The organism is Streptomyces sp. NPDC033131 (assembly GCF_055578365.1).
Genome location: NZ_JBVIPA010000007.1, coordinates 25,801 through 46,945, shown reverse-complemented (window position 1 = coordinate 46,945; position 21,145 = coordinate 25,801). Strand labels below are relative to the sequence as shown.

Sequence of the window (21,145 nt, the reverse complement as noted above, 5' to 3'; positions counted from 1 at the left end):
GGGGCATGCGCATTTCCGTCCTCCCGCAACCCACAGCCTGTGGACAACCGGACGCCCCCGGAACCGATCGCGTTAACATGACGAGAAATCGTCCGGTACCCAGAGCGGACTGGAACGGGAAGGCCGTCGTCGCGTGAGTACAGTCCACCAGCCAGATCCCAAGGACCGCCCCGCGCGGCTCACCGTCGGTGTCGTAGGCGCCGGCCGGGTGGGCCCCGCACTGGCCGCGTCCCTGCAACTCGCCGGACACCGCCCGGTAGCCGTCTCCGGGGTCTCCGACGCCTCCAGGAGGCGCGCCGCGCAGATGCTGCCCGACGTGCCGATCGTCACGCCCGCCCAAGTCCTGGAGCGTGCCGACCTCGTGCTGCTGACCGTCCCCGACGACGCGCTGCCCGGCCTCGTCGAGGGCCTTGCCGAGACCGGCGCCGTGCGGCCGGGACAGCTGCTCGTGCACACCTCCGGGCGGTACGGCGCGAAGGTCCTCGACCCCGCCCTTCGCGCGGGCGCGCTGCCGCTGGCCCTGCACCCGGCGATGACGTTCACCGGCACCGCCGTCGACGTGCAGCGCCTGGCCGGCTGCTCCTTCGGCGTCACCGCGCCCGACCAGCTGCGGCTGGCCGCCGAGGCGCTCGTCATCGAGATGGGCGGCGAACCCGAGTGGATCGCCGAGGAGAACCGGCCGCTCTACCATGCGGCCCTCGCCCTGGGCGCCAACCACCTGGTGACGCTGGTCGCCCAGTCCATGGAGCTGCTGCGCACAGCCGGCGTCGAGGCCCCCGACCGGATGCTCGGCCCGCTGCTCGGCGCCGCCCTCGACAACGCCCTGCGCTCCGGCGACTCGGCCCTCACCGGCCCCGTCGCGCGCGGGGACGCGGGCACGGTCGCCGCCCACGTCACCGAGTTGCGCAGGCACGCCCCGCAGGCCGTCGCCGGCTACCTGGCGATGGCACGCGCGACCGCGGACCGGGCACTCGCCCACGGACTGCTGAAACCGGAACTCGCGGAGGACCTCCTCGGGGTACTCGCCGACGGGAGCACCGGGACCACCGGCACCGAAGGGGACGCCTGATGACCACCGCCCTGCTGCGTACCGCCGATGAGCTGCACGCACGCGTGCGCGTGGGCCGCCGCGCCGTCGTGATGACCATGGGTGCCCTGCACGAGGGCCACGCCACCCTGATCCGCACCGCCCGCGAGATCGCGGGACCGGACGGCGAGGTCGTGGTCACCGTCTTCGTGAACCCGCTGCAGTTCGGCCAGGGCGAGGACCTCGACCGCTACCCGCGCACCCTGGACGCCGACCTCAAGATCGCCGAGGACTCGGGCGCCGACGCCGTGTTCGCACCCGGCGTCGAGGAGGTCTACCCGGGCGGCGAGCCCCAGGTCCGCGTCAGCGCCGGCCCCATGGGAGAGCGCCTGGAGGGCGCCTCGCGGCCCGGCCACTTCGACGGCATGCTCACCGTCGTCGCCAAGCTGCTGCACCTCACCCGCCCCGACGTCGCCCTGTACGGCCAGAAGGACGCCCAGCAGCTCGCCCTGATCCGCCGCATGGCACGGGACCTGAACTTCGGCGTCGAGATCGTCGGCGTACCGACCGTGCGCGAGGAGGACGGCCTGGCCCTGTCCAGCCGCAACCGCTACCTCGAGCCGGAGGAGCGGCGCACGGCACTCACGCTGTCCCGCGCGCTGTTCGCGGGCCGCGACCGGCACGCGGCGCAGGAGGCGCTGCGGGCGCGGGCACGTGAGGTGCCCGCCACGCACGCGCGTGCCGAAGCGCTGAGTGCCATAGGGGAGTCCCGCGCGGCGGCCGACACCCACGCCGTCGCCAAGGCCCGCACGTCACCCACCACCGCCCCAGGCCACGACGCTGCGCGTAGCCCCGGCCCCACGGGCGGCCCCGCGGCCGTCCGCGCGGCCGCCCGCCTGGTCCTCGACGACGCCGGCCGCCTGAACCCGCCGCTCGCGCTGGACTACCTGGCCCTCGTCGACCCGTCCGACTTCACCGAGATCGAGGACGACTTCACCGGCGAGGCCGTCCTCGCCGTCGCCGCCCGGGTCGGGACGACCCGGTTGATCGACAACATCCCCCTCACCTTCGGAGCCGCCTCGTGACCAGCACAGGCATACGACTGCACGCGCCCGCCCCGGGCTGGTCCATCGACGCCGACGTGGTCGTCGTCGGCTCGGGTGTCGCCGGCCTCACCGCCGCCCTGCGCTGCGAGTCCGAAGGCCTGCGGACGGTCGTCGTCACCAAGGCCCGCCTCGACGACGGCTCCACCCGCTGGGCGCAGGGCGGCATCGCCGCGGCCCTGGGCGAGGGAGACACCCCCGAACAGCACCAGGACGACACGCTGGTGGCGGGCGCGGGCCTGTGCGACGAGGAGGCCGTACGGATCCTCGTCACCGAGGGGCCCGACGCCGTCCGCAGGCTCATCGAGACCGGCGCCCACTTCGACGAGTCCGAGGAAGGCCTCCTGGAGCTCACCCGCGAGGGCGGCCACCACCGCCGCCGCATCGCCCACGCGGGCGGTGACGCGACCGGCGCGGAGATCTCCCGCGCGCTCGTCGAGGCAGTACGCGCGCGCGGGCTCCGTACGGTCGAGAACGCCCTCGTCCTGGACCTCCTCACGGACGCCGACGGCCGCACCGCGGGTGTGACCCTGCACGTCATGGGCGAGGGCCAGCACGACGGCGTGGGCGCCGTCCACGCCCCCGCGGTCGTCCTCGCGACCGGCGGCATGGGCCAGGTCTTCTCGGCGACCACCAACCCGTCCGTGTCGACCGGCGACGGCGTGGCGCTCGCCCTGCGCGCCGGGGCGGAGGTCTCGGACCTCGAGTTCGTGCAGTTCCACCCGACCGTGCTGTTCCTGGGCGCGGACGCTGAGGGCCAGCAGCCCCTGGTCTCCGAGGCGGTACGCGGCGAGGGCGCCCACCTGGTGGACGCCGACGGCGTGCGCTTCATGGCGGGCCAGCACGAACTCGCCGAACTCGCGCCCCGGGACATCGTCGCCAAGGGCATCATGCGCCGCATGCAGGAGCAGGACGCCGAGCACATGTTCCTGGACGCCCGGCACTTCGGCGCCCACATGTGGGAGCACCGCTTCCCGACGATCCTCGCCGCCTGCCGCGCCCACGGCATCGACCCGGTCCACGAGCCCATACCGGTCGCCCCGGCCGCCCACTACGCCTCCGGTGGCGTCCGCACCGACCCCCGGGGCCGTACGACCGTCCCCGGCCTGTACGCGTGCGGCGAGGTCGCCTGCACCGGCGTGCACGGTGCGAACCGGCTGGCGTCGAACTCCCTCCTGGAGGGCCTGGTCTACGCCGAGCGCATCGCCGCCGACATCGCGGCGCGCCGGGCGGAGAACGGCCTCCACGCGCGCGTGCCGGTGCCCGTCGAGCACCCCGAGAAGCCCGCGCACCCCCTGCTCGCACCCGAGGCCCGGTTCCTGATCCAGCGGACCATGACGCAGGGCGCGGGCGTCCTGCGCTCCGCCACGTCCCTCGCGACCGCCGCGGACGCCCTCCAGCGGCTCCACGCCGACGCCCGGATCGCCCTCGACGAGAACGGCAAGACCGCCGAGCCCGGCGTCGACACCTGGGAGGCCACCAACCTCCTGTGCGTGGCCCGCGTCCTGGTCGCCGCCGCGCGCCTGCGCGAGGAGACCCGCGGCTGCCACTGGCGCGAGGACCACGCCGAGCGCGACGACACGACATGGCGGCGCCACATCGTCGTCCGGCTGAATCCCGACCGGACGCTGGCCGTACACACCACGGACACCCCAGACTTCCCCCCGACCCGGCACCAGCAGCCCCACCGTCCCCAGGAGCAGTGACAGAAGTGAGCACCCCCGACCTTCCCCTCGCCCAGAGCGGCGGCTGCGGCGACGGCTGTGCCTGTGGCGCTGCCTCCGACACCGCCGAGGAGGAGTACCTGGAGTGCGGGCTCGACCCCGCGCTCGCGCAGCTCCTGGCCGACGCGGGACTCGACCCCGTGGAGGTCGAGGACATCGCCAACGTCGCCATCCAGGAGGACCTGGACCACGGAGTGGACGTGACGACGGTCGCGACCATCCCCGAGGACGCCGTGGCCACCGCCGACTTCACCGCGCGCGAGGCGGGCGTCGTGGCGGGCCTGAGGGTCGCCGAAGCGGTCGTCTCGGTCGTCTGCACGGACGAGTTCGAGGTCGAGCGGCACGTGGAGGACGGCGACCGCGTGGAGGCCGGGCAGAAGCTCCTGTCGGTCACCACGCGCACGCGTGACCTGCTCACCGCCGAACGCAGCGCGCTCAACCTGCTGTGCCGCATGTCGGGCATCGCGACCGCCACGCGCGCGTGGGCGGACCTTCTGGAGGGCACCAAGGCGCGGGTTCGCGACACCCGCAAGACGACGCCGGGGCTGCGCTCCCTGGAGAAGTACGCGGTGCGCTGCGGAGGCGGCGTCAACCACCGCATGTCGCTGTCCGACGCGGCTCTGGTCAAGGACAACCACGTGGTCGCCGCGGGCGGCGTCGCGCAGGCCTTCAAGGCCGTACGGGAGGCCTTCCCGGACGTGCCGATCGAGGTCGAGGTCGACACCCTGCACCAGCTGCGCGAGGTCGTGGACGCCGGGGCCGACCTGATCCTCCTGGACAACTTCACGCCGGGGGAGTGCGAGGAGGCGGTGGCCCTCGTCCACGGGCGTGCCGCGCTGGAGGCCTCGGGGCGGCTCACCCTCGAGAACGCCTCGTCGTACGCGGACACCGGCGTCGACTACCTCGCCGTGGGGGCCCTCACCCACTCCTCGCCGATCCTGGACATCGGCCTGGACCTGCGCGAGGCGGAGTAGTCGCGATGCTCCTCACGATCGACGTAGGCAACACGCACACGGTTCTGGGTCTGTTCGACGGCGAGGACATCGTCGAACACTGGCGGATCTCGACGGACGCGCGCCGGACGGCGGACGAGCTGGCGGTCCTCCTCCAGGGCCTGATGGGTATGCACCCCCTCCTCGGGGACGAACTGGGCGACGGCATCGACGGCATCGCGATCTGCGCGACGGTTCCGTCCGTCCTGCACGAGCTGCGCGAGGTGACGCGGCGGTACTACGGCGACGTGCCGGCGGTGCTCGTCGAGCCGGGCGTCAAGACCGGCGTACCGATCCTGACCGACAACCCCAAGGAGGTCGGCGCGGACCGGATCATCAACGCGGTCGCCGCGGTCGAGCTGTACGGGGGTCCCGCGATCGTCGTGGACTTCGGTACGGCCACGACCTTCGACGCGGTCTCCGCGCGCGGGGAGTACGTCGGCGGTGTCATCGCACCCGGTATCGAGATCTCCGTCGAGGCGCTGGGGGTCAAGGGGGCGCAGCTCCGGAAGATCGAGGTGGCCCGGCCGCGGAGCGTCATCGGCAAGAACACCGTCGAGGCCATGCAGGCGGGGATCATCTACGGGTTCGCGGGCCAGGTGGACGGAGTGGTGAGCCGCATGGCCCGGGAGCTCGCCGAGGATCCCGAGGACGTCACGGTGATCGCCACCGGGGGACTGGCGCCGATGGTGCTGGGTGAGTCTTCCGTGATCGACGAGCACGAGCCGTGGCTGACGTTGATCGGGTTGCGCCTGGTGTACGAGCGGAACGTGTCCCGCATGTGAGCGGTGGCGTGGGGGCCGGCGCCAGGTGTTCCCACTCAGCCGCCCCCGCCCGTACCCGGTCGTGCGGGCGCGGCGGTGGCGGTGCCGGGTGGGCCGGGAGCCGGGCGCGTCCGCTCGGGTGGCTCGTGCGCCACACCCGGCTGACTTATGTCGAATTTGTCTGATTAGCGCGTATCGTCGCCGCATGCCCACGCCATACGGATCCCGCGGCGGCATGGCGTTCGGTGTGGAGGAGCTGCGTGTGCTCCGCCGCGCTCTCGCCCTCGCCCTGCACCCCACGCCCGCCTCGGCCGAGGACGTTCAGGAATGCCTCCGCCTCGCCGAGTCCCTCGACGAGGCGACGCGTGAGGGCGCCCGGCTGCGTGCCTTCCTGGTGGCCGACCTCGCCCGCTACCGCGCCGCCCTGCCCGGTACAGCCGCCGGTTACCTCACACTCCTGGAGGAGGCGCTGAGCGCCGGGTACCGCCCGGAACCCGACGACCTGGCCGCGCTCCGCGCCCTGCGGGGCAACCCGGTCGCGGCCACCCTCCTGCACCGCTGCCAGGCCCTGGCCGAGCAGGACGTACGGGCCCGCCTGGCCTGCCGCGGAGGACGCACAGTGGTGCGGTCCGCCCCGACGGTGCCCGCCTCTCGTACCCGCCTTCTGGCGCTGCCAGGGGGGCTCTCCGCGGCTCCCGAGGGCCCCGCCGCGAGCCGGGACGCCGGGCCTCTCGGTGGCGGTCTCGCCAAGGAACCCGCCCCCGGTCCCGTCAAGAAACCCGCACAGAAGCCCGCGCAGAAGCCGGGCGAACGGCCCGCACAGCCCGAGCGGCCCGCTCCCAAGCCGGCGGTGCCCGACGCTCCCAAGCCCGCGCGGCCCATTCCCACCCCCGGCGAGGTCTTCCCCCGCCGCAAGCCGGCGCCCCCGCCCGCCGACACGCAGCAGCGTGCCGCCGGCTGAAGCGTTCCGGCCCGATTCGCCCCACCCCGGCCCGGCCGCCGTCCGGCCCGTGGCTACTCTGGACGTATGGACTACGTCTCCGCGCTCGTGCCCCCGGTCGTCATGGCCGTGTTCTTCATCGGTTTGATCCGGGTGATCGTGAAGACCCAGGGTGGGGCCAACAAGGCCAAGGAGGACGCGGCCGTGGACGCCGCCCTCGCGCGCGTGGAGGGTGACCGCCGGCCCTCCGCCTCTGCCGGCACCGAGGCCTGAGAGCACCGCTCTCACCGGCGTACGGCTCGTGGATTCCTCGAGCTGTACGCCCTTTTTGTGTTGTTTGTCGATGAAAGCGCACGTCCCCCACGCCAATGCCGGAAACTCCCACTATTGTGCTGAGCTGTGCCTCGCCCATTGGGAGAACTCGAAGACGCGGTCATGACGCGGGTGTGGAAGTGGAACCGCCCGGTCACCGTTCGAGAAGTCCTGGAAGACCTTCAGCAGGAACGGTCCATCGCCTACACCACGGTGATGACCGTTTTGGACAATCTCCATCAGAAGGGCTGGGTGCGCCGTGAGGCGGAAGGCCGGGCCTATCGATATGAGGCGGTCTCCACCCGGGCCGCCTACGCCGCCGCGCTGATGAACGACGCCTGGTCGCAGAGCGACAACCCCGCCGCCGCTCTCGTCGCCTTCTTCGGGATGATGAGCGAGGAACAGCGGCTCGCCCTCCGGGACGCCGTCCGGATCGTGGAGGGACCGGAAACGCCCGAAGCCGCTCCGCCGGCCGCCACTCATACCGCCGAGGAGAACCCCGGCTCGGCGGCGGAGGGCGACGGGCGATAGCGTCCGCACATGTCAGCAGAGAGCTCAGCGGAGAGTGCCTCCGCGGAGAGTCCCGAAGTCACCGCAAAAGCCATCACCGTCCGGCGGGCCCGTACCGGCGATGTCCAGGCCGTACGACGACTCCTTGACGCGTACGTCCGCGGCGGCATCCTGCTCGACAAAGCGATGGTCACGCTTTACGAGGACATCCAGGAGTTCTGGGTCGCCGAACGGGACGACAACGCCGAGGTCGTCGGCTGTGGCGCCCTGCACGTGATGTGGGAAGACCTCGCGGAAGTGCGCACTCTCGCCGTGAAGCCCGGACTGAAGGGCGCCGGTGTCGGACATCAGTTGCTGGAGAAGTTGCTGCACACCGCGCGCTGGCTCGGCGTTCGCCGCGTTTTTTGTCTGACCTTCGAAGTGGACTTCTTCGGCAAGCACGGCTTCGTCGAGATCGGTGAGACGCCCGTTGACACCGATGTCTACGCGGAGCTACTGCGTTCCTATGACGAAGGCGTGGCAGAGTTCCTCGGTCTCGAACGGGTGAAACCGAACACCTTGGGCAACAGCCGGATGCTTCTGCATCTGTGATCGACCGGCGGGACAAGCCCCCAAGGGACCTCAAGACAAGGGTCCGGAACGGAGCTCTATTCCGGCCGGACTCGCCCTGCCCAGGTTCCCTATGTCCGAAACGCGCATGTTTCCGGACTGGAGCGGGCCCGTCAGTCTCTGCCGGGGGTTTGTGTTTTTCCGGCAAAAGCGGTTTGCTTTCCGACGTACTGCAGTACTGCATATAACAGGGGACGGCGAAACGGCGGACGCCGCGACCCCCGACCCAGAAGTTTTGGATGAAAGGAAATCCGGTGGCACAGAAGGTTCAGGTCCTTCTTGTCGATGACATCGACGGCGGCGAGGCGGACGAGACCGTCACGTTCGCGTTGGACGGCAAGACGTACGAGATCGATCTCACGACCGCCAATGCGGACAAGCTGCGTGGTCTTCTCGACCCTTACGTGAAGGGCGGCCGTCGTACCGGAGGCCGTACTTCGGGTGGGCGCGGAAAGGCGCGAGCCGCTTCCGGTGGCAGCCAGGACACCGCGCAGATTCGCGCGTGGGCCAAGGAGAACGGTTACGAGGTCAATGACCGCGGCCGCGTTCCGGCGACGATTCGCAAGGCATACGAGGACGCCAACGGCTGATCACGGCCTACGGCACTTACGAGCGGGCGGGCTGCCCGGCGCATGCGCGTCGCAGCCGCAGGCGGTGGCACTGTGCTGCCATCGTGTCCACCACTCGTGCGAGATCGGGGGCGCCCCCTCCGCCCCCCACGGCCGACAACGTCGGCAGCGAGGCCTCGACCTCGTACCCGGGCTCGGGGGGCCGCAGCCATACGGCGGCCCCCTGCACGGCACCCGAGCAGGGCCGGCCCGGCGGCAGCGGCGCGTCCATCACGCCGCCTTCGCCGATCGCCGTGAGGTCGAGCGTCAGCGCTCCCCACTCCAGCCAGGCCAGGACTCCGGGCAGTTCCTCCGCGCTGCCCGCGGCCACCAGCAGCCGCATCCGGTCACCCTGAAGGGCCACCGGAGAGCCCTGCGACAGGTGGCGAAGCGCCGCGTGACCCGCCTCGGCCGGCACGTCGAGGACGTCGAAGCGCAGGCCCACGGACAGCCGTACCGGAGCCCCTGGCGCCCGTGGTGGAGCGCCTGGCGTCCGTAGCGGAATCCCTGGCGTTCCGAGGACCCCGTTTCCGTTTCCGGGGGATCCGGGGTGTGCGGGCACTGTCGGCCAGCCCAGTTCGTTCTCGTACCACCGGCGGACCTGATCGCTCGAATCGAGCGGCTGTCGGGGACGGGGAACCGTGATGAGTTCGGTGGTGACCGGGGGGAGGGTGCCAACCATGCCAAGTGCAACCGTCGAAAGAGCCCGCAAGTTACGCTGAGTGTACTGAAGAATGCGCAGAGTGCCGGAAAAAGTGACCTGTGGGGGCGCGGGGAGGAACAAGGTTGTTCGCCCATAGCGGAGGGAATCAGGGCGTGCGGCATGGACTGTCAGTCCCAGCGGGTAAGACTTCCCTAGTGGGAGGGGGCGACACGCAGGACAGGCCGTCTCACGTTCGCCATCGGCGTACTGATGGTAGGGGTAACTGCTTGGCCTGCGGGAACATCGTCTCGCACCATCAGGTTGGAGCAGATGTCGGCGTTCGGGGTCAGGAGGCCAAGGACGGTGTCGGCAGTTGGAATGAGCGGTCCCCGCTTGCGGGACTAAGCTGCGGAAGGACAGGGAGGGGAAGTTCCCCCCACTGCCTGACCGCTCTGAGGAGCGATTAACGATGTTCGAGAGGTTCACCGACCGCGCGCGGCGGGTTGTCGTCCTGGCTCAGGAAGAAGCCCGGATGCTCAACCACAACTACATCGGCACCGAGCACATCCTCCTGGGCCTGATCCACGAGGGTGAGGGTGTCGCCGCCAAGGCCCTTGAGAGCCTCGGGATTTCGCTCGAGGCGGTCCGCCAGCAGGTGGAGGAGATCATCGGGCAGGGGCAGCAGGCCCCGTCCGGGCACATCCCCTTCACCCCCCGTGCCAAGAAGGTCCTGGAGCTGTCGCTCCGCGAGGCTCTTCAGCTGGGCCACAACTACATCGGCACGGAGCACATCCTGCTCGGCCTGATCCGTGAGGGCGAGGGCGTCGCCGCCCAGGTCCTGGTCAAGCTGGGCGCAGATCTCAACCGGGTGCGGCAGCAGGTCATCCAGCTGCTCTCCGGATACCAGGGCAAGGAGACCGCCACCGCCGGCGGGCCTGCCGAGGGCACGCCCTCGACGTCCCTGGTCCTCGACCAGTTCGGCCGGAACCTCACCCAGGCCGCTCGTGAGTCCAAGCTCGACCCGGTCATCGGGCGCGAGAAGGAGATCGAGCGGGTCATGCAGGTGCTGTCCCGCCGCACCAAGAACAACCCGGTCCTGATCGGTGAGCCCGGCGTCGGCAAGACCGCCGTCGTGGAGGGACTCGCCCAGGCCATCGTCAAGGGCGAGGTGCCCGAGACCCTCAAGGACAAGCACCTCTACACCCTGGACCTCGGCGCGCTGGTCGCCGGCTCCCGCTACCGCGGTGACTTCGAAGAGCGCCTGAAGAAGGTCCTCAAGGAGATCCGCACCCGCGGCGACATCATCCTGTTCATCGACGAGCTGCACACGCTGGTCGGTGCGGGTGCCGCCGAGGGCGCCATCGACGCCGCTTCGATCCTGAAGCCGATGCTGGCCCGCGGTGAGCTGCAGACCATCGGTGCGACGACGCTGGACGAGTACCGCAAGCACCTGGAGAAGGACGCGGCCCTCGAGCGCCGCTTCCAGCCCATCCAGGTCGCGGAGCCGTCCCTGCCGCACACCATCGAGATCCTCAAGGGTCTGCGCGACCGGTACGAGGCGCACCACCGGGTCTCCATCACGGACGAGGCGCTGGTCCAGGCCGCGACGCTGGCCGACCGGTACATCTCGGACCGCTTCCTGCCGGACAAGGCGATCGACCTGATCGACGAGGCCGGTTCCCGGATGCGTATCCGCCGGATGACCGCGCCGCCGGACCTGCGCGAGTTCGACGAGAAGATCGCCGGCGTCCGCCGCGACAAGGAGTCCGCGATCGACTCGCAGGACTTCGAGAAGGCCGCTTCTCTCCGCGACAAGGAGAAGCAGCTCCTCGCCGCGAAGGCCAAGCGCGAGAAGGAGTGGAAGGCCGGCGACATGGACGTCGTCGCCGAGGTCGACGGCGAGCTGATCGCCGAGGTCCTCGCGACGGCCACCGGCATCCCGGTCTTCAAGCTGACCGAGGAGGAGTCCTCGCGTCTGCTGCGCATGGAGGACGAGCTCCACAAGCGGGTCATCGGCCAGGTCGACGCCGTCAAGGCGCTGTCCAAGGCGATCCGTCGTACGCGTGCCGGTCTGAAGGACCCGAAGCGTCCCGGTGGTTCGTTCATCTTCGCCGGCCCGTCCGGTGTCGGTAAGACCGAGCTGTCCAAGGCGCTCGCCGAGTTCCTCTTCGGTGACGAGGACGCGCTGATCTCCCTCGACATGTCGGAGTTCAGCGAGAAGCACACAGTGTCGCGTCTGTTCGGTTCGCCTCCCGGATACGTGGGCTACGAAGAGGGCGGCCAGCTGACCGAGAAGGTCCGCCGCAAGCCGTTCTCCGTCGTGCTCTTCGACGAGGTCGAGAAGGCCCACCCGGACATCTTCAACTCGCTGCTGCAGATCCTGGAAGACGGTCGCCTGACCGACTCCCAGGGCCGGGTCGTCGACTTCAAGAACACGGTCATCATCATGACGACCAACCTCGGCACCCGGGACATCTCCAAGGGCTTCAACCTGGGCTTCGCGGCCTCGGGCGACAAGAAGTCCAACTACGAGCGCATGAAGAACAAGGTCTCGGACGAGCTCAAGCAGCACTTCCGCCCCGAGTTCCTCAACCGCGTCGACGACGTGGTCGTCTTCCCGCAGCTGACGCAGGCGGACATCCTGCGGATCGTCGACCTGATGATCGGCAAGGTGGACGAGCGCCTGAAGGACCGGGACATGGGCATCGAGCTCTCCCAGTCCGCAAAGGAGCTGCTGTCAAAGAAGGGTTACGACCCGGTGCTGGGTGCGCGTCCGCTGCGTCGCACCATCCAGCGCGAGATCGAGGACTCGCTGTCGGAGAAGATCCTCTTCGGCGAGCTGCGTCCCGGTCACATCGTGGTCGTGGACACCGAGGGCGAGGGCGAGACCGCCACCTTCACCTTCCGGGGTGAGGAGAAGTCGGCACTGCCGGACGTTCCGCCGATCGAGCAGGCGGCCGGTGGGGCAGGTCCCAACCTGAGCAAGGACGCGTAAGCGTCACGTACGAGAGGGGCCGCCCCGGGACTTCGGTTCCGGGGCGGCCCCTTTTTTCGGCTCAAGCGCCGGCCCAGCACCGCTTCAGTGCCGCTTCAGCGGGGCTCAGGGGGCTTCAGCGCGGTCCAGGGTGCGGCCGGGTCAGTCAGTCGGCCGGGATCGGCCGGCGGGTGTCAGGACAGCTGGCCGTCGTAGTCCGGCAGCTTGTACGTCTTCTCGGCGTGGCCGCCCGACAGGTCGGTGGTGTTGTTGCCGATGTTCGCGATGATCGTGTAGCCCTTGGACTCGATGTCGACGCGCTGGGCGGTCTTGTAGGCGGCGACGTCCTTGAAGAGGTCGATGAAGCTTCGGACGTAGAGGCCGGAGACCTCGTAGCCGACGTGCTCCAGGTTGTAGTCGGTCACCGAGTAGATGATCCCGGGCCGGGCCGTCACGAAGAACAGGGCGACGCCGTGGTCCTGGGCGTACTCGGCGACGTCCAGGACCGGCTGGTTGGCCGGCGAGGGGTAGCTGAAGCCGAAGTCGGTCTCCAGGGTGGTGTTGTCGATGTCGAAGACGATCGCCTGCTTCTCGCCCGGCTTCGTGTTCGCTATCCGCTGCTTCAGGTAGGGCAGGGCCTGGCCCATCAGAGCCTGGCAGTCCTGCTGCCAGGTCGCGTAGTCGACGTCGGCGGCGGCGGCCGTGGCGGTCGTGGAGGTGCTGGTGGTCGTCGTCGCGGCCTCGGCGGGGACGGCCAGCGCCACGAGGGCGGCTGCTGAGACGGCGGTGACGGCTGCGCGGCGAGCCCAGGGGCGTCGTCGTGTCATGTGGGGGTTCCTCTCACGTCCGGACGTTCTGCAGTTGTCGGGTGCATGCTCGTGGGTGAGGGTGGCGCGAGGGGAACCGTAGGGTTACTGAGTGGTAAGTAGCCAGAGACGTGCGTCACATGGGGCGGGAATTCAAAGATCGGAGTTCTCGCGACCCGGTGACATGCCGCACAGGCGATTTGTCCGTTACTACGCGGAATAGTGGAAGTCGCCAGGTGGGCAAAAGGGACTTCAGGCCGGAATTGCCGCCATGAATTGCCGTCATAGGTGGGGTGATGACCGATTAATTCTGCATGGGTGTTCTGTCAAGAAGCGGGGAGCTTTGTGGGCAGGTACTACCTTTAGTCGTAGATCGCAGGTTTGGGAGTCCGTGGGGCCCCGGGTTACCAAGGGATGGCCCACCCGGCAGCTGCCTGTGCGCCGGGTGGCTCCTCTGTCCCCGTCCCCATGAGGTTTTCGATGTCCCAGCGTGTCTCGTCCCGTTCTTCCCGTACGTCCGTGCTCCGCACCCGTGCGGCCGTGCTGGCCACCGGCCTTGGAGTGTCGGTTGTGCTGGGGGCCGGAGTCGCGGCCGCCGCCGACACCGGCACGGCCACGGTCGCCGCCGCCAAGACCGCCACCAAGTCCGTCGCCGCCGCGAAGGCCGCTTCCTGGGTCGACCCGGTGACGAAGTACCGGCTGTCCGCGAGCTTCGCCCAGTCCGGCGGCATGTGGCAGTCCACCCACAGCGGGCAGGACTTCGCCGTGGCGACCGGCACCAAGGTCCTCGCCACGCACGGCGGCACGGTCGTCAAGGCGGGCGGCAACGGCGCGGGCGACGGCCCCGCGTACGGCAACGCCGTCGTCATCAAGCACGGCAACGGGACGTACTCCCAGTACGCCCACCTCTCGCGCATCGACGTGAGGATCGGTCAGGTCGTCAAGACCGGTCAGCGCATCGCACTGTCCGGCAGCACCGGCAACTCCAGCGGTCCGCACCTGCACTTCGAGATCCGCACGACCGCGAACTACGGGTCGGCCATCGACCCGGTCGCCTTCCTGCGCGCCAAGGGCGTGAAGGTCTGAGGCGGTCCCAGGCCGGCCTAAGACCTCTCCGAGGACCCGCCGGTGCCCTGATGGGCCTGGGTCACCAGGCCCGTCGCCACCTCCAGGACCGCCTTGCGTTTGGCCTCCGGGTCGCCTTCGAGGTCCTGGAGGACGTACATCCCGGCGTGCATGGTGAAGATCGCGCTGACGCAGCGGACCTGGTCGACCAGGTCCGCCGACGGGTCGATGAGGATGTCGCGCATGCCGAGCATGCGGGTCTTGAAGGTCTCGCCGACGCGCAGCTCGCGTACGGTCGCCTGGTTCTCCTGCATGAAGCGGAACAGGGGCGCGGCGCCGGCCAGGGCGTCGCTGTAGCGCCGTACGATCTCCTGCTTCGTCTCCAGGGTGTGCGGCTGGCCCTTGCCCCACTCGATGAGGTCCTCGATGGGCTTCGCCAGGTCCTCGAAGATGCTGACGAGGATCTCTTCCTTGGTCTTGAAGTGGTAGTAGAGCGCCGCCTTGGTGACGCCCAGGCGTTCGGCGATCTCGCGCAGCGAGGTCTTCTCGTAGCCCTGGTCGGCGAAGAGTTCGAGGGCGATGTCCTGGATGCGCTGGCGGGTGTTCCCGCGGCGCCGCTGCCTGGTGCCGTCCATGGTGCCGCCCATCGTCGCACTCCCCGCGCTTTCCCAAAAACTTACTTGACGCCCGGCTAGTTGCGGGTCTAATTTCCGAGTGTAGTCAGCTAGCCGGTCGGCAAGTAAGTGGTCGGCCGAGGCAGTACCCAGGGGAGTGGGAGCACGATGGCGGACGCGCAGACGGTCGAGGCCGAGGAACAACCGCGGAGCGTGCGGGTCGTCCTGCTCGCGCTCATGATCACGATGATGCTCGCGATGCTCGACAACATGATCATCGGCACCGCGATGCCGACGATCGTCGGCGAGCTCGGGGGACTCGAACACCTTTCCTGGGTCGTCACCGCGTACACGCTCGCGACCGCCGCCTCCACCCCGCTGTGGGGCAAGCTCGGCGACATGTACGGGCGCAAGGGCGTCTTCATGAGCTCGATCGTGCTCTTCCTCATCGGATCCGCGCTCAGCGGCATGGCCCAGGACATGGGACAGCTGATCGGCTTCCGTGCCGTGCAGGGTCTCGGCGCGGGCGGTCTGATGGTCGGCGTCATGGCGATCATCGGTGACCTGATTCCGCCGCGGGAGCGCGGCAAGTACCAGGGCATGATGGCCGGCGTCATGGCGCTCGCGATGATCGGTGGCCCGCTGGTCGGCGGCACCATCACCGACAACTGGGGCTGGCGCTGGTCCTTCTACATCAACCTGCCGCTCGGTGTGATCGCGCTCGCCGCGATCAGCGTCGTCCTGCAGCTGCCGAAGAAGCGGTCGCAGGCACGGATCGACTACCTGGGCGCCGGGCTGTTGACCGTCGGCATCACCGCCATCGTACTCGTCACCACCTGGGGCGGCTCGCAGTACGCCTGGACGTCCGCGCGGATCATGGAGCTCATCGGGATAGGCGTCGCCGCCCTCGTCGGGTTCGTGTTCTGGCAGACCAAGGCCGCCGAGCCGGTCGTGCCGCTGCACATCTTCCGCAGCCTCAACTTCACCCTGATGTCGGTCATCGGCTTCATCACCGGCTTCGTGATGTTCGGCGCGACCCTCTTCCTGCCGCTGTACCAGCAGTCGGTGCAGGGCGCCTCAGCGACCAACTCCGGGCTGCTGCTCCTGCCGATGCTCGGCGCGATGCTCGTCACCTCGATGGTCGCGGGACGGGTCACCACGAACACCGGCAGGTACAAGGTCTTCCCGGTCGTCGGCAGCGTCCTGATGGTCGTCGGGCTGTACCTGCTCTCCCTGATGGACACGGACACCTCGCGGATCACGTCCGGTGTGTACATGGCCGTCGTCGGTCTCGGCATGGGCTGTCTGATGCAGATCACCATGCTGGTCGCGCAGAACAGCGTGGAGATGAGGGACATGGGCGTCGCGTCCTCCTCCACGACGCTCTTCCGTACGCTCGGCTCCTCGTTCGGCGTCGCGATCATGGGCGCGCTGTTCAACAACCGCGTCCAGCACGTCATGTCCGAGCGGGCCGGTGCGCTGGGCTCCAAGGTGACCGAGGAGTCGGCGCAGTTGGACGCGGCGAGCCTGGCGAAGCTGCCGGAGGCGGCGCGAGAGGCGTACCAGCACGCGGTGTCGGCCGGCACGCACTCGGCGTTCCTGCTGGGGGCCGCGGTGGCGTTGGTCGCGATGGTGGCGTCGTGGTTCGTGAAGGAGGTTCCGCTGAAGGGCGCGGGACCGCAGAAGGAGCAGAAGGGTTCGCCCGAGGAGACCGCGGCACAGCCGCCGGTGTCCGAGATCGTCTGACCCGGACCCGGACCCGGACCCGAAGCGAGGGCCTCCCGGCGGTGTCCGCCCCGGGGGGCTTTCTTCGTGCGCGCGTGCCCGGCCTCGGGTGGCTCTTCGTGCGCGCGTGCGGGCGATGTGCCGCCTCGTTGTCAGTGCCCCGTGCCACCATCAACCGTATGGACAAGACCCGGCAGGTGCGGCTGGCCAAGGACGCCATGGACCGTGACTGGGCCGACCCGGAGCTGGATCTGGACGCGGTGGCCGCCCACGCCGGGTACTCGCGGTACCACTTCCTGCGGGCCTTCAAGGAGGCCTACGGCGAGACGCCCGGCCAGTATCTGACGCACCGTCGCATCGACCGCGCGGAGGACCTGCTGCGGACCGCCGACCTGACGGTGACGGAGGTCTGCCACCTCGTCGGCTTCAGTAGTCTCGGCACGTTCTCGGCCCGCTTCAAGGCCTGGACCGGGCTGACCCCCACCGAGTACCGCACGAAGCACGTGGGCCGCGGGGCGGCTCTCATACCGGGCTGCTACGCCATGTTCTGGGCCGGAGGCTTCAGATCGGCCCCCGGCCGGGCAGAGCGCAATTCTGGAGAAGCGGACTGACAGCGCCGGTGCCTACGGTGACGGGGCAGGGCACCGCCACGGGCATGAGGAGCACATCATGATCAAGGGTCTCGCCATCTCGACCGTCTGGGTCCTGGACCAGGACCGGGCCAAGGAGTTCTACACGGAGAAGCTGGGCCTGGAGGTCCGTACGGACATGACGATGGGCGAAGGCGGCATGCGCTGGCTCACTGTCGGTTCCCCGGACCAGCCGGACGTCGAACTGACGCTGATGGTCCCGGGCGGGGGCGCGATGGACCCGGAGTCCGCCGAAATGATCAAGAAGCTGGTGGTCAAGGGGGTGCTCGGCGCGGGCGTGCTGACCACCGACGACATCCACGGCGACTACAAGAAGCTCAAGGACCGCGGCGTGGAGTTCCTGCAGGAACCGCAGGAGCGCCCCTACGGCACCGAGGCCCTCTTCCGGGACGACTCCGGCAACTGGTTCTCCTTCACCCAGCCCCGGGACGGCGGCCTCGACACCGACAAGGACTGGTCGTGCTAGCTCACTTCCCGGACGCCTTCCCGGTTGCCGGCATCATCGGATAGCTCCCGGTGGCCGTCGGCGCGTGCTCCGGCAGCCACAGCACCGCCACCGCCCCCTCCGCCGGTACCTCCTCCGGCGCGCCCGCCGGCCGTACGTTGCGGAAGGTCAGGCGGGCGCCGAGCACCCGCGCCTGCCCGGCCGCGATGGTCAGGCCCAGGCCGTGGCCGCGGCCGGACCGGTCGGTGCTGCCGGTGCGGAAGCGGCTCGGGCCGTCGGCGAGGAGGTCCTCGGGGAAACCGGGGCCATGGTCGCGGACCCGGATGACCCGGCCCTCGACGGTGACCTGGATCGGCGGCCTGCCGTGCCGGGCGGCGTTGGCGAGCAGGTTGAACAGGACGCGCTCCAGGCGTCGCGGGTCGGTCGTGACCTCGGACTCGTGCACCACCCGGACCTCGATCGCGGGGTCCTTCGCCGCCACCCGCCGGCTGACGAACTCGCCCAGCATGATGTCCTGCAGCTCGGCCCGCTCGGAGGCCCCGTCGAGGCGGGCCACCTCCAGCACGTCCTCCACGAGCGTGCGCATGGCCTTGGCCCGGTCGAGGACCAGTTCCGTGGGGCGGCCCGGCGGCAGCAGTTCGGCGGCCGTCAGCAGCCCGGTCACCGGCGTGCGCAGCTCGTGCGCGATGTCCGCGGTGACCCGGCGCTCCGCCTCCAGCCGCTGCTGCAACGCGTCCGCCATCGCGTCCACCGCGCTGGCCAGATCGTCGGTCTCGTCCCGTACGACCCCGCCGATGGCGTCCCGCACCCGCACGTTCGACTCGCCGCCCGCGACCTGGTTCGCCGCGGCGGCCGCCTTGCGCAGCCGGCGCGACAGCTGCCCGCCGATGAGCACGCCGAGCGCGCTGCCGCCGAGGACGACCGCGATGGAGCCGATCACCAGGGCCTGGTCGAGGTCGTTGAGGATGTCCGTGCTGCGGTCGGTGAACCCGGTGTGCAGCGACAGCACATGGCCGCCCTTGACCGGCACGGCGGCCCAGATGTCCGGCACGCCGTCCGGCCGGTCGGAGACGTAGGTGGCCCGGCGTCCCTGCTCGACCTTCTCCCGCAGTGCCGTCGGCAGTTCCGGGTCGTCGATCTTGATGTTGGGGAAGTTGGGCCGCTGGGCCACCTCGTAGTTGCGCTGTGCGATCTGGACGCGCTCGTCGGCGAGGTCCCGCGCGTTGTCCAGCATCGAGACCCGGGCCGCGTTGTGCACGACGAGGCTGAGCGTGATCGCCACCAGCGCTCCGACCAGCGCGATGGCCGCGCTCAGCTTCCATCTGAGTCCCGTACGCATGCCCGGAAGGGCGATGCGCGAGCCCGGGAGGCCGCTCCGGGCGCCTGGAGTGCCGATACGGGCGTCCGGGAACCCGGCACGCGTGCCGGCCGCCGTGCGTATGCCCGCGCGCTCCGGGACCGGGCGCCGAAGGTTCCCCCGCATAACCCGATACCCCTACCTGCTCAGGCCTTCAACTTGTAGCCGAAGCCGCGGACCGTCTCGATCCGGTCCTGGCCGATCTTCGTGCGCAGTCGCTGCACATGGACGTCGACGACGCGAGTGTCACCGCCCCAGCCGTAGTCCCACACCCGCTCCAGGAGCTTGTCGCGCGAGAGCACCGTGCCCGGCGCGGAGGAGAATTCGAGGAGCAGCCGCATCTCGGTGGGGGTGAGTGCCACCGGTTCCCCGGCCCGGCGCACCTCCATGCCCTCGGTGTCGATCTCCAGTTCGCCGAAGGTCAGCAGGCCGCCGCCGGCCGCCGGGCCCGCGGAGTCGTCCGTACGGTCGCCGCCGCCGGCGTGCCCGAAGCGGCGCAGCACCGCGCGGATCCGGGCGACCAGGACCGCGCCGTCGAAGGGCTTGGTGACGTAGTCGTCGGCGCCCGCCTCCAGGCCCAGCACGACGTCGATCGAGTCGGCGCGCGCGGACAGCATGATCACCGGGACGGTCGACTCGTCACGGATGCGCCGGCACAGGCTGACCCCGTCGAGCCCGGGGACCATCACGTCCAGCAGGGCGATGTCGGGGCGGTCCGCACGGAACGCCTCCAGGCCCGACAGCCCGTCGGGCATGGCCGTGACCGCGAAGCCGTCCCGCTCCAGGGCGAGCTGGGTGGCCTCGCGGATGACGTCGTCGTCCTCGACGAACAGGACGTGGGTCTGGTCTGCCATCCCGTTGCTCTCTGCTCTCAGTGCTTGTGTCGTGCCGTCACCAGGTGATCGGTTCAAGGGCCCCGATCGGTTCACGGCGCGGGTCAGTTCCCCGGAACCGGGCTGGGCTCGCCGCCCGCGGCCTTGCTGTAGTCCGTACGCGTGCTGAACTTCCGCACGAAGCGGTCCGTGGTCCAGAGATAGGTGGTGACCTCCTCGCCGGACGGACTCGACAGCCGGTCGCCCTTCTCGTACACCTGCCGGGTCACCACCAGGGCGCCGCGGTCGATCTCCGCGTAGAGCGGGGGCTCCTCGGCCTTGAAGACATTCCGGTACGAACCGCCTTCCTCGCGATACACGTACGAGCCGATGCCGACAGCGTCACCGCAGGTCAGCACGTTGACGACGACGTCGTCGGACGAGGTGCCGGTCAGGTCGCCGTACGACACGTCGACGGGGTACTCGTCGCCCACGCAGGGCTTCAGCTCGCGCTTGACGTCCGCGGAGACCGCCGGATCGTCCTTGACGAGCCGCACCGCGTCCACGCGGGCGCCCGTCGTGGAGACGGCGGGCGAGGCCGCGCCCGCCACCGAGTCGCTGCGGGCCGGCCCCTCGTCACGGGCGCCGGTGCCGCCGGTGCCGCAGGCGGACACGAAAAGGGTGAGGGCGGCGAGCGCGGCCACAGCCGCGATCACCGCCTGAAGGGTCCCCCGGCCGGGTGGCACGAACGCGGGCCGGGGGGTTCCACTGCCGTCGGAACCCTCATCCGTCTCCCGCTCGATGCCACCGGCCCTCGTGCCTAGGCCGCGCAACGCTCCCGCTCCTCACGCTCCAGCGCGCGTGCGTCCAGATCGCGGCTCTCCAGCTCCTCGCGAAGCCGGGCGAGCGCCCGGTGCAGCGTGCTCTTGACCGTTCCGGCCGACATGCCGAGGGCGGCGGCCGTCTCCTCCGTGGACATCTGCTCCCAGTGTCGCAGCACCACGACGCTGCGCTGCTTCGGGGCGAGCACCTTCATGACGTCCATCAGCAGCGCCCGGTCCGCGTGCTGCTCGGTGGCGTCGTCGACCGAGGCGTCCGGAAGCTGCTCGGTCGGCACCTCCTCCAGCTTGCGGGCCCGCCACCACTCGGTACGCGTGTTGATCATGACGCGGCGCAGGTAGGCGTCGGCGAGGCGCTTGTCCGCTATGCCGTCCCAGCGGCCGTACGTCCGCACGAGCGCCGTCTGGAGCAGGTCCTGCGCGTCGACCGGGTCCGGGACCAGCCGGCGGGCACTGCGCAGCAGCGCCTCCTGCCGGGTGCGTACGTACTCCTCGAACTCGAGCACCTCGCCCTGCGCCATGGTGACCGCCTCCCGCTTCCCCGTTCCCGGCCGGCCTGGTCGCCGTCGGATTCCTTGCCTGTGGTGCCTGTCGGGCACGGAAACGAAGTTACGGAGGGGTTGTCA

The 21,145-nt window shown here is 70.0% G+C and carries 22 protein-coding genes; 15 read left to right on the top strand and 7 right to left on the bottom strand.

Translation table 11 applies throughout. The features are described from left to right. Positions 1-133 precede the first annotated feature (133 nt). The 10 genes from ACZ5XS_RS12025 to ACZ5XS_RS11980 all read left to right on the top strand — a co-directional run bounded on the left by ACZ5XS_RS12025 (position 134) and on the right by ACZ5XS_RS11980 (position 8,571). Complete coding sequence (locus ACZ5XS_RS12025) at positions 134-1,069, top strand: Rossmann-like and DUF2520 domain-containing protein (protein WP_468650269.1); 936 nt, start codon at positions 134-136, stop codon at positions 1,067-1,069. After that, entirely contained in the window at positions 1,069-2,112 is a 1,044-nt protein-coding gene (gene panC / locus ACZ5XS_RS12020) for a pantoate--beta-alanine ligase (protein WP_468650267.1), read from the top strand. Before ACZ5XS_RS12025 ends, panC begins: the two co-directional genes overlap by 1 nt. Continuing rightward, positions 2,109-3,836 (top strand): L-aspartate oxidase, encoded by a 1,728-nt coding sequence (locus ACZ5XS_RS12015; protein ID WP_468650265.1) that lies wholly within the window; start codon positions 2,109-2,111, stop codon positions 3,834-3,836. Before panC ends, ACZ5XS_RS12015 begins: the two co-directional genes overlap by 4 nt. Positions 3,837-3,841: 5 nt before the next feature. Beyond that, positions 3,842-4,828, top strand: a complete 987-nt coding sequence (gene nadC, locus ACZ5XS_RS12010; protein ID WP_468650263.1) for a carboxylating nicotinate-nucleotide diphosphorylase — start codon at positions 3,842-3,844, stop codon at positions 4,826-4,828. 5 nt (positions 4,829-4,833) lie between these two features. Beyond that, entirely contained in the window at positions 4,834-5,631 is a 798-nt protein-coding gene (locus tag ACZ5XS_RS12005; protein WP_217235022.1) for a type III pantothenate kinase, read from the top strand. Positions 5,632-5,845: 214 nt separating this feature from the next. Beyond that, positions 5,846-6,571, top strand: a complete 726-nt coding sequence (locus ACZ5XS_RS12000) for a serine/threonine-protein kinase (RefSeq protein ID WP_468650595.1) — start codon at positions 5,846-5,848, stop codon at positions 6,569-6,571. A gap of 66 nt (positions 6,572-6,637) precedes the next feature. Further along, entirely contained in the window at positions 6,638-6,823 is a 186-nt protein-coding gene (locus tag ACZ5XS_RS11995; protein WP_468650261.1) for a hypothetical protein, read from the top strand. A 126-nt stretch (positions 6,824-6,949) separates the two neighbouring features. Then, on the top strand, positions 6,950-7,393 hold the full coding sequence (locus ACZ5XS_RS11990) for a BlaI/MecI/CopY family transcriptional regulator (RefSeq protein ID WP_468650259.1): 444 nt from the start codon (positions 6,950-6,952) through the stop codon (positions 7,391-7,393). Between the two features lie 9 nt (positions 7,394-7,402). Beyond that, the gene (locus tag ACZ5XS_RS11985) at positions 7,403-7,963 is read left to right on the top strand and encodes an amino-acid N-acetyltransferase (RefSeq protein ID WP_217235025.1); all 561 of its coding nucleotides are present in this window, start codon (positions 7,403-7,405) and stop codon (positions 7,961-7,963) included. A 272-nt stretch (positions 7,964-8,235) separates the two neighbouring features. Continuing rightward, positions 8,236-8,571, top strand: a complete 336-nt coding sequence (locus ACZ5XS_RS11980; protein ID WP_217235026.1) for a histone-like nucleoid-structuring protein Lsr2 — start codon at positions 8,236-8,238, stop codon at positions 8,569-8,571. Between the two features lie 16 nt (positions 8,572-8,587). Here the strand turns inward: ACZ5XS_RS11980 and ACZ5XS_RS11975 are convergent, their stop codons facing one another. After that, positions 8,588-9,271: an SCO3374 family protein gene (locus tag ACZ5XS_RS11975; protein WP_468650257.1), complete on the bottom strand. Its 684-nt coding sequence runs from the start codon at positions 9,269-9,271 to the stop codon at positions 8,588-8,590. Between the two features lie 430 nt (positions 9,272-9,701). On the opposite strand from ACZ5XS_RS11975, the gene ACZ5XS_RS11970 reads away from it, so the two are divergent. Further along, complete coding sequence (locus tag ACZ5XS_RS11970) at positions 9,702-12,227, top strand: ATP-dependent Clp protease ATP-binding subunit (RefSeq protein WP_468650255.1); 2,526 nt, start codon at positions 9,702-9,704, stop codon at positions 12,225-12,227. A gap of 173 nt (positions 12,228-12,400) precedes the next feature. On the opposite strand, the gene ACZ5XS_RS11965 is transcribed toward ACZ5XS_RS11970, so the two are convergent. Next, positions 12,401-13,033, bottom strand: a complete 633-nt coding sequence (locus ACZ5XS_RS11965; protein WP_468650253.1) for an HAD family acid phosphatase — start codon at positions 13,031-13,033, stop codon at positions 12,401-12,403. 459 nt (positions 13,034-13,492) lie between these two features. Here ACZ5XS_RS11965 and ACZ5XS_RS11960 point away from each other — a divergent pair, with 459 nt between their 5' ends. After that, the gene (locus ACZ5XS_RS11960) at positions 13,493-14,098 is read left to right on the top strand and encodes a M23 family metallopeptidase (protein ID WP_217235030.1); all 606 of its coding nucleotides are present in this window, start codon (positions 13,493-13,495) and stop codon (positions 14,096-14,098) included. A gap of 17 nt (positions 14,099-14,115) precedes the next feature. On the opposite strand, the gene ACZ5XS_RS11955 is transcribed toward ACZ5XS_RS11960, so the two are convergent. Continuing rightward, the gene (locus ACZ5XS_RS11955) at positions 14,116-14,724 is read right to left on the bottom strand and encodes a TetR/AcrR family transcriptional regulator (RefSeq protein WP_468650251.1); all 609 of its coding nucleotides are present in this window, start codon (positions 14,722-14,724) and stop codon (positions 14,116-14,118) included. A 135-nt stretch (positions 14,725-14,859) separates the two neighbouring features. Here ACZ5XS_RS11955 and ACZ5XS_RS11950 point away from each other — a divergent pair, with 135 nt between their 5' ends. From ACZ5XS_RS11950 to ACZ5XS_RS11940, 3 genes are all read left to right on the top strand, one after another. Further along, positions 14,860-16,437: an MDR family MFS transporter gene (locus ACZ5XS_RS11950; protein WP_468650250.1), complete on the top strand. Its 1,578-nt coding sequence runs from the start codon at positions 14,860-14,862 to the stop codon at positions 16,435-16,437. 158 nt (positions 16,438-16,595) lie between these two features. After that, a complete protein-coding gene (locus ACZ5XS_RS11945; RefSeq protein WP_468650248.1) occupies positions 16,596-17,027 on the top strand; it encodes a helix-turn-helix transcriptional regulator in 432 nt (143 codons plus the stop codon). A gap of 58 nt (positions 17,028-17,085) precedes the next feature. Then, on the top strand, positions 17,086-17,532 hold the full coding sequence (locus ACZ5XS_RS11940; RefSeq protein WP_468650246.1) for a VOC family protein: 447 nt from the start codon (positions 17,086-17,088) through the stop codon (positions 17,530-17,532). A gap of 1 nt (position 17,533) precedes the next feature. On the opposite strand, the gene cseC is transcribed toward ACZ5XS_RS11940, so the two are convergent. The 4 genes from cseC to ACZ5XS_RS11920 form a co-directional block, all read right to left on the bottom strand. Next, positions 17,534-18,994, bottom strand: a complete 1,461-nt coding sequence (gene cseC / locus ACZ5XS_RS11935) for a two-component system sensor histidine kinase CseC (RefSeq protein ID WP_468650244.1) — start codon at positions 18,992-18,994, stop codon at positions 17,534-17,536. 20 nt (positions 18,995-19,014) lie between these two features. Then, on the bottom strand, positions 19,015-19,722 hold the full coding sequence (gene cseB, locus ACZ5XS_RS11930) for a two-component system response regulator CseB (protein ID WP_217235034.1): 708 nt from the start codon (positions 19,720-19,722) through the stop codon (positions 19,015-19,017). 83 nt (positions 19,723-19,805) lie between these two features. Next, positions 19,806-20,396 (bottom strand): hypothetical protein, encoded by a 591-nt coding sequence (locus ACZ5XS_RS11925; protein ID WP_468650242.1) that lies wholly within the window; start codon positions 20,394-20,396, stop codon positions 19,806-19,808. Positions 20,397-20,500: 104 nt separating this feature from the next. Further along, positions 20,501-21,040, bottom strand: coding sequence for a SigE family RNA polymerase sigma factor (locus ACZ5XS_RS11920; protein ID WP_030043385.1), 540 nt, complete (start codon positions 21,038-21,040; stop codon positions 20,501-20,503). Positions 21,041-21,145 lie beyond the last annotated feature (105 nt).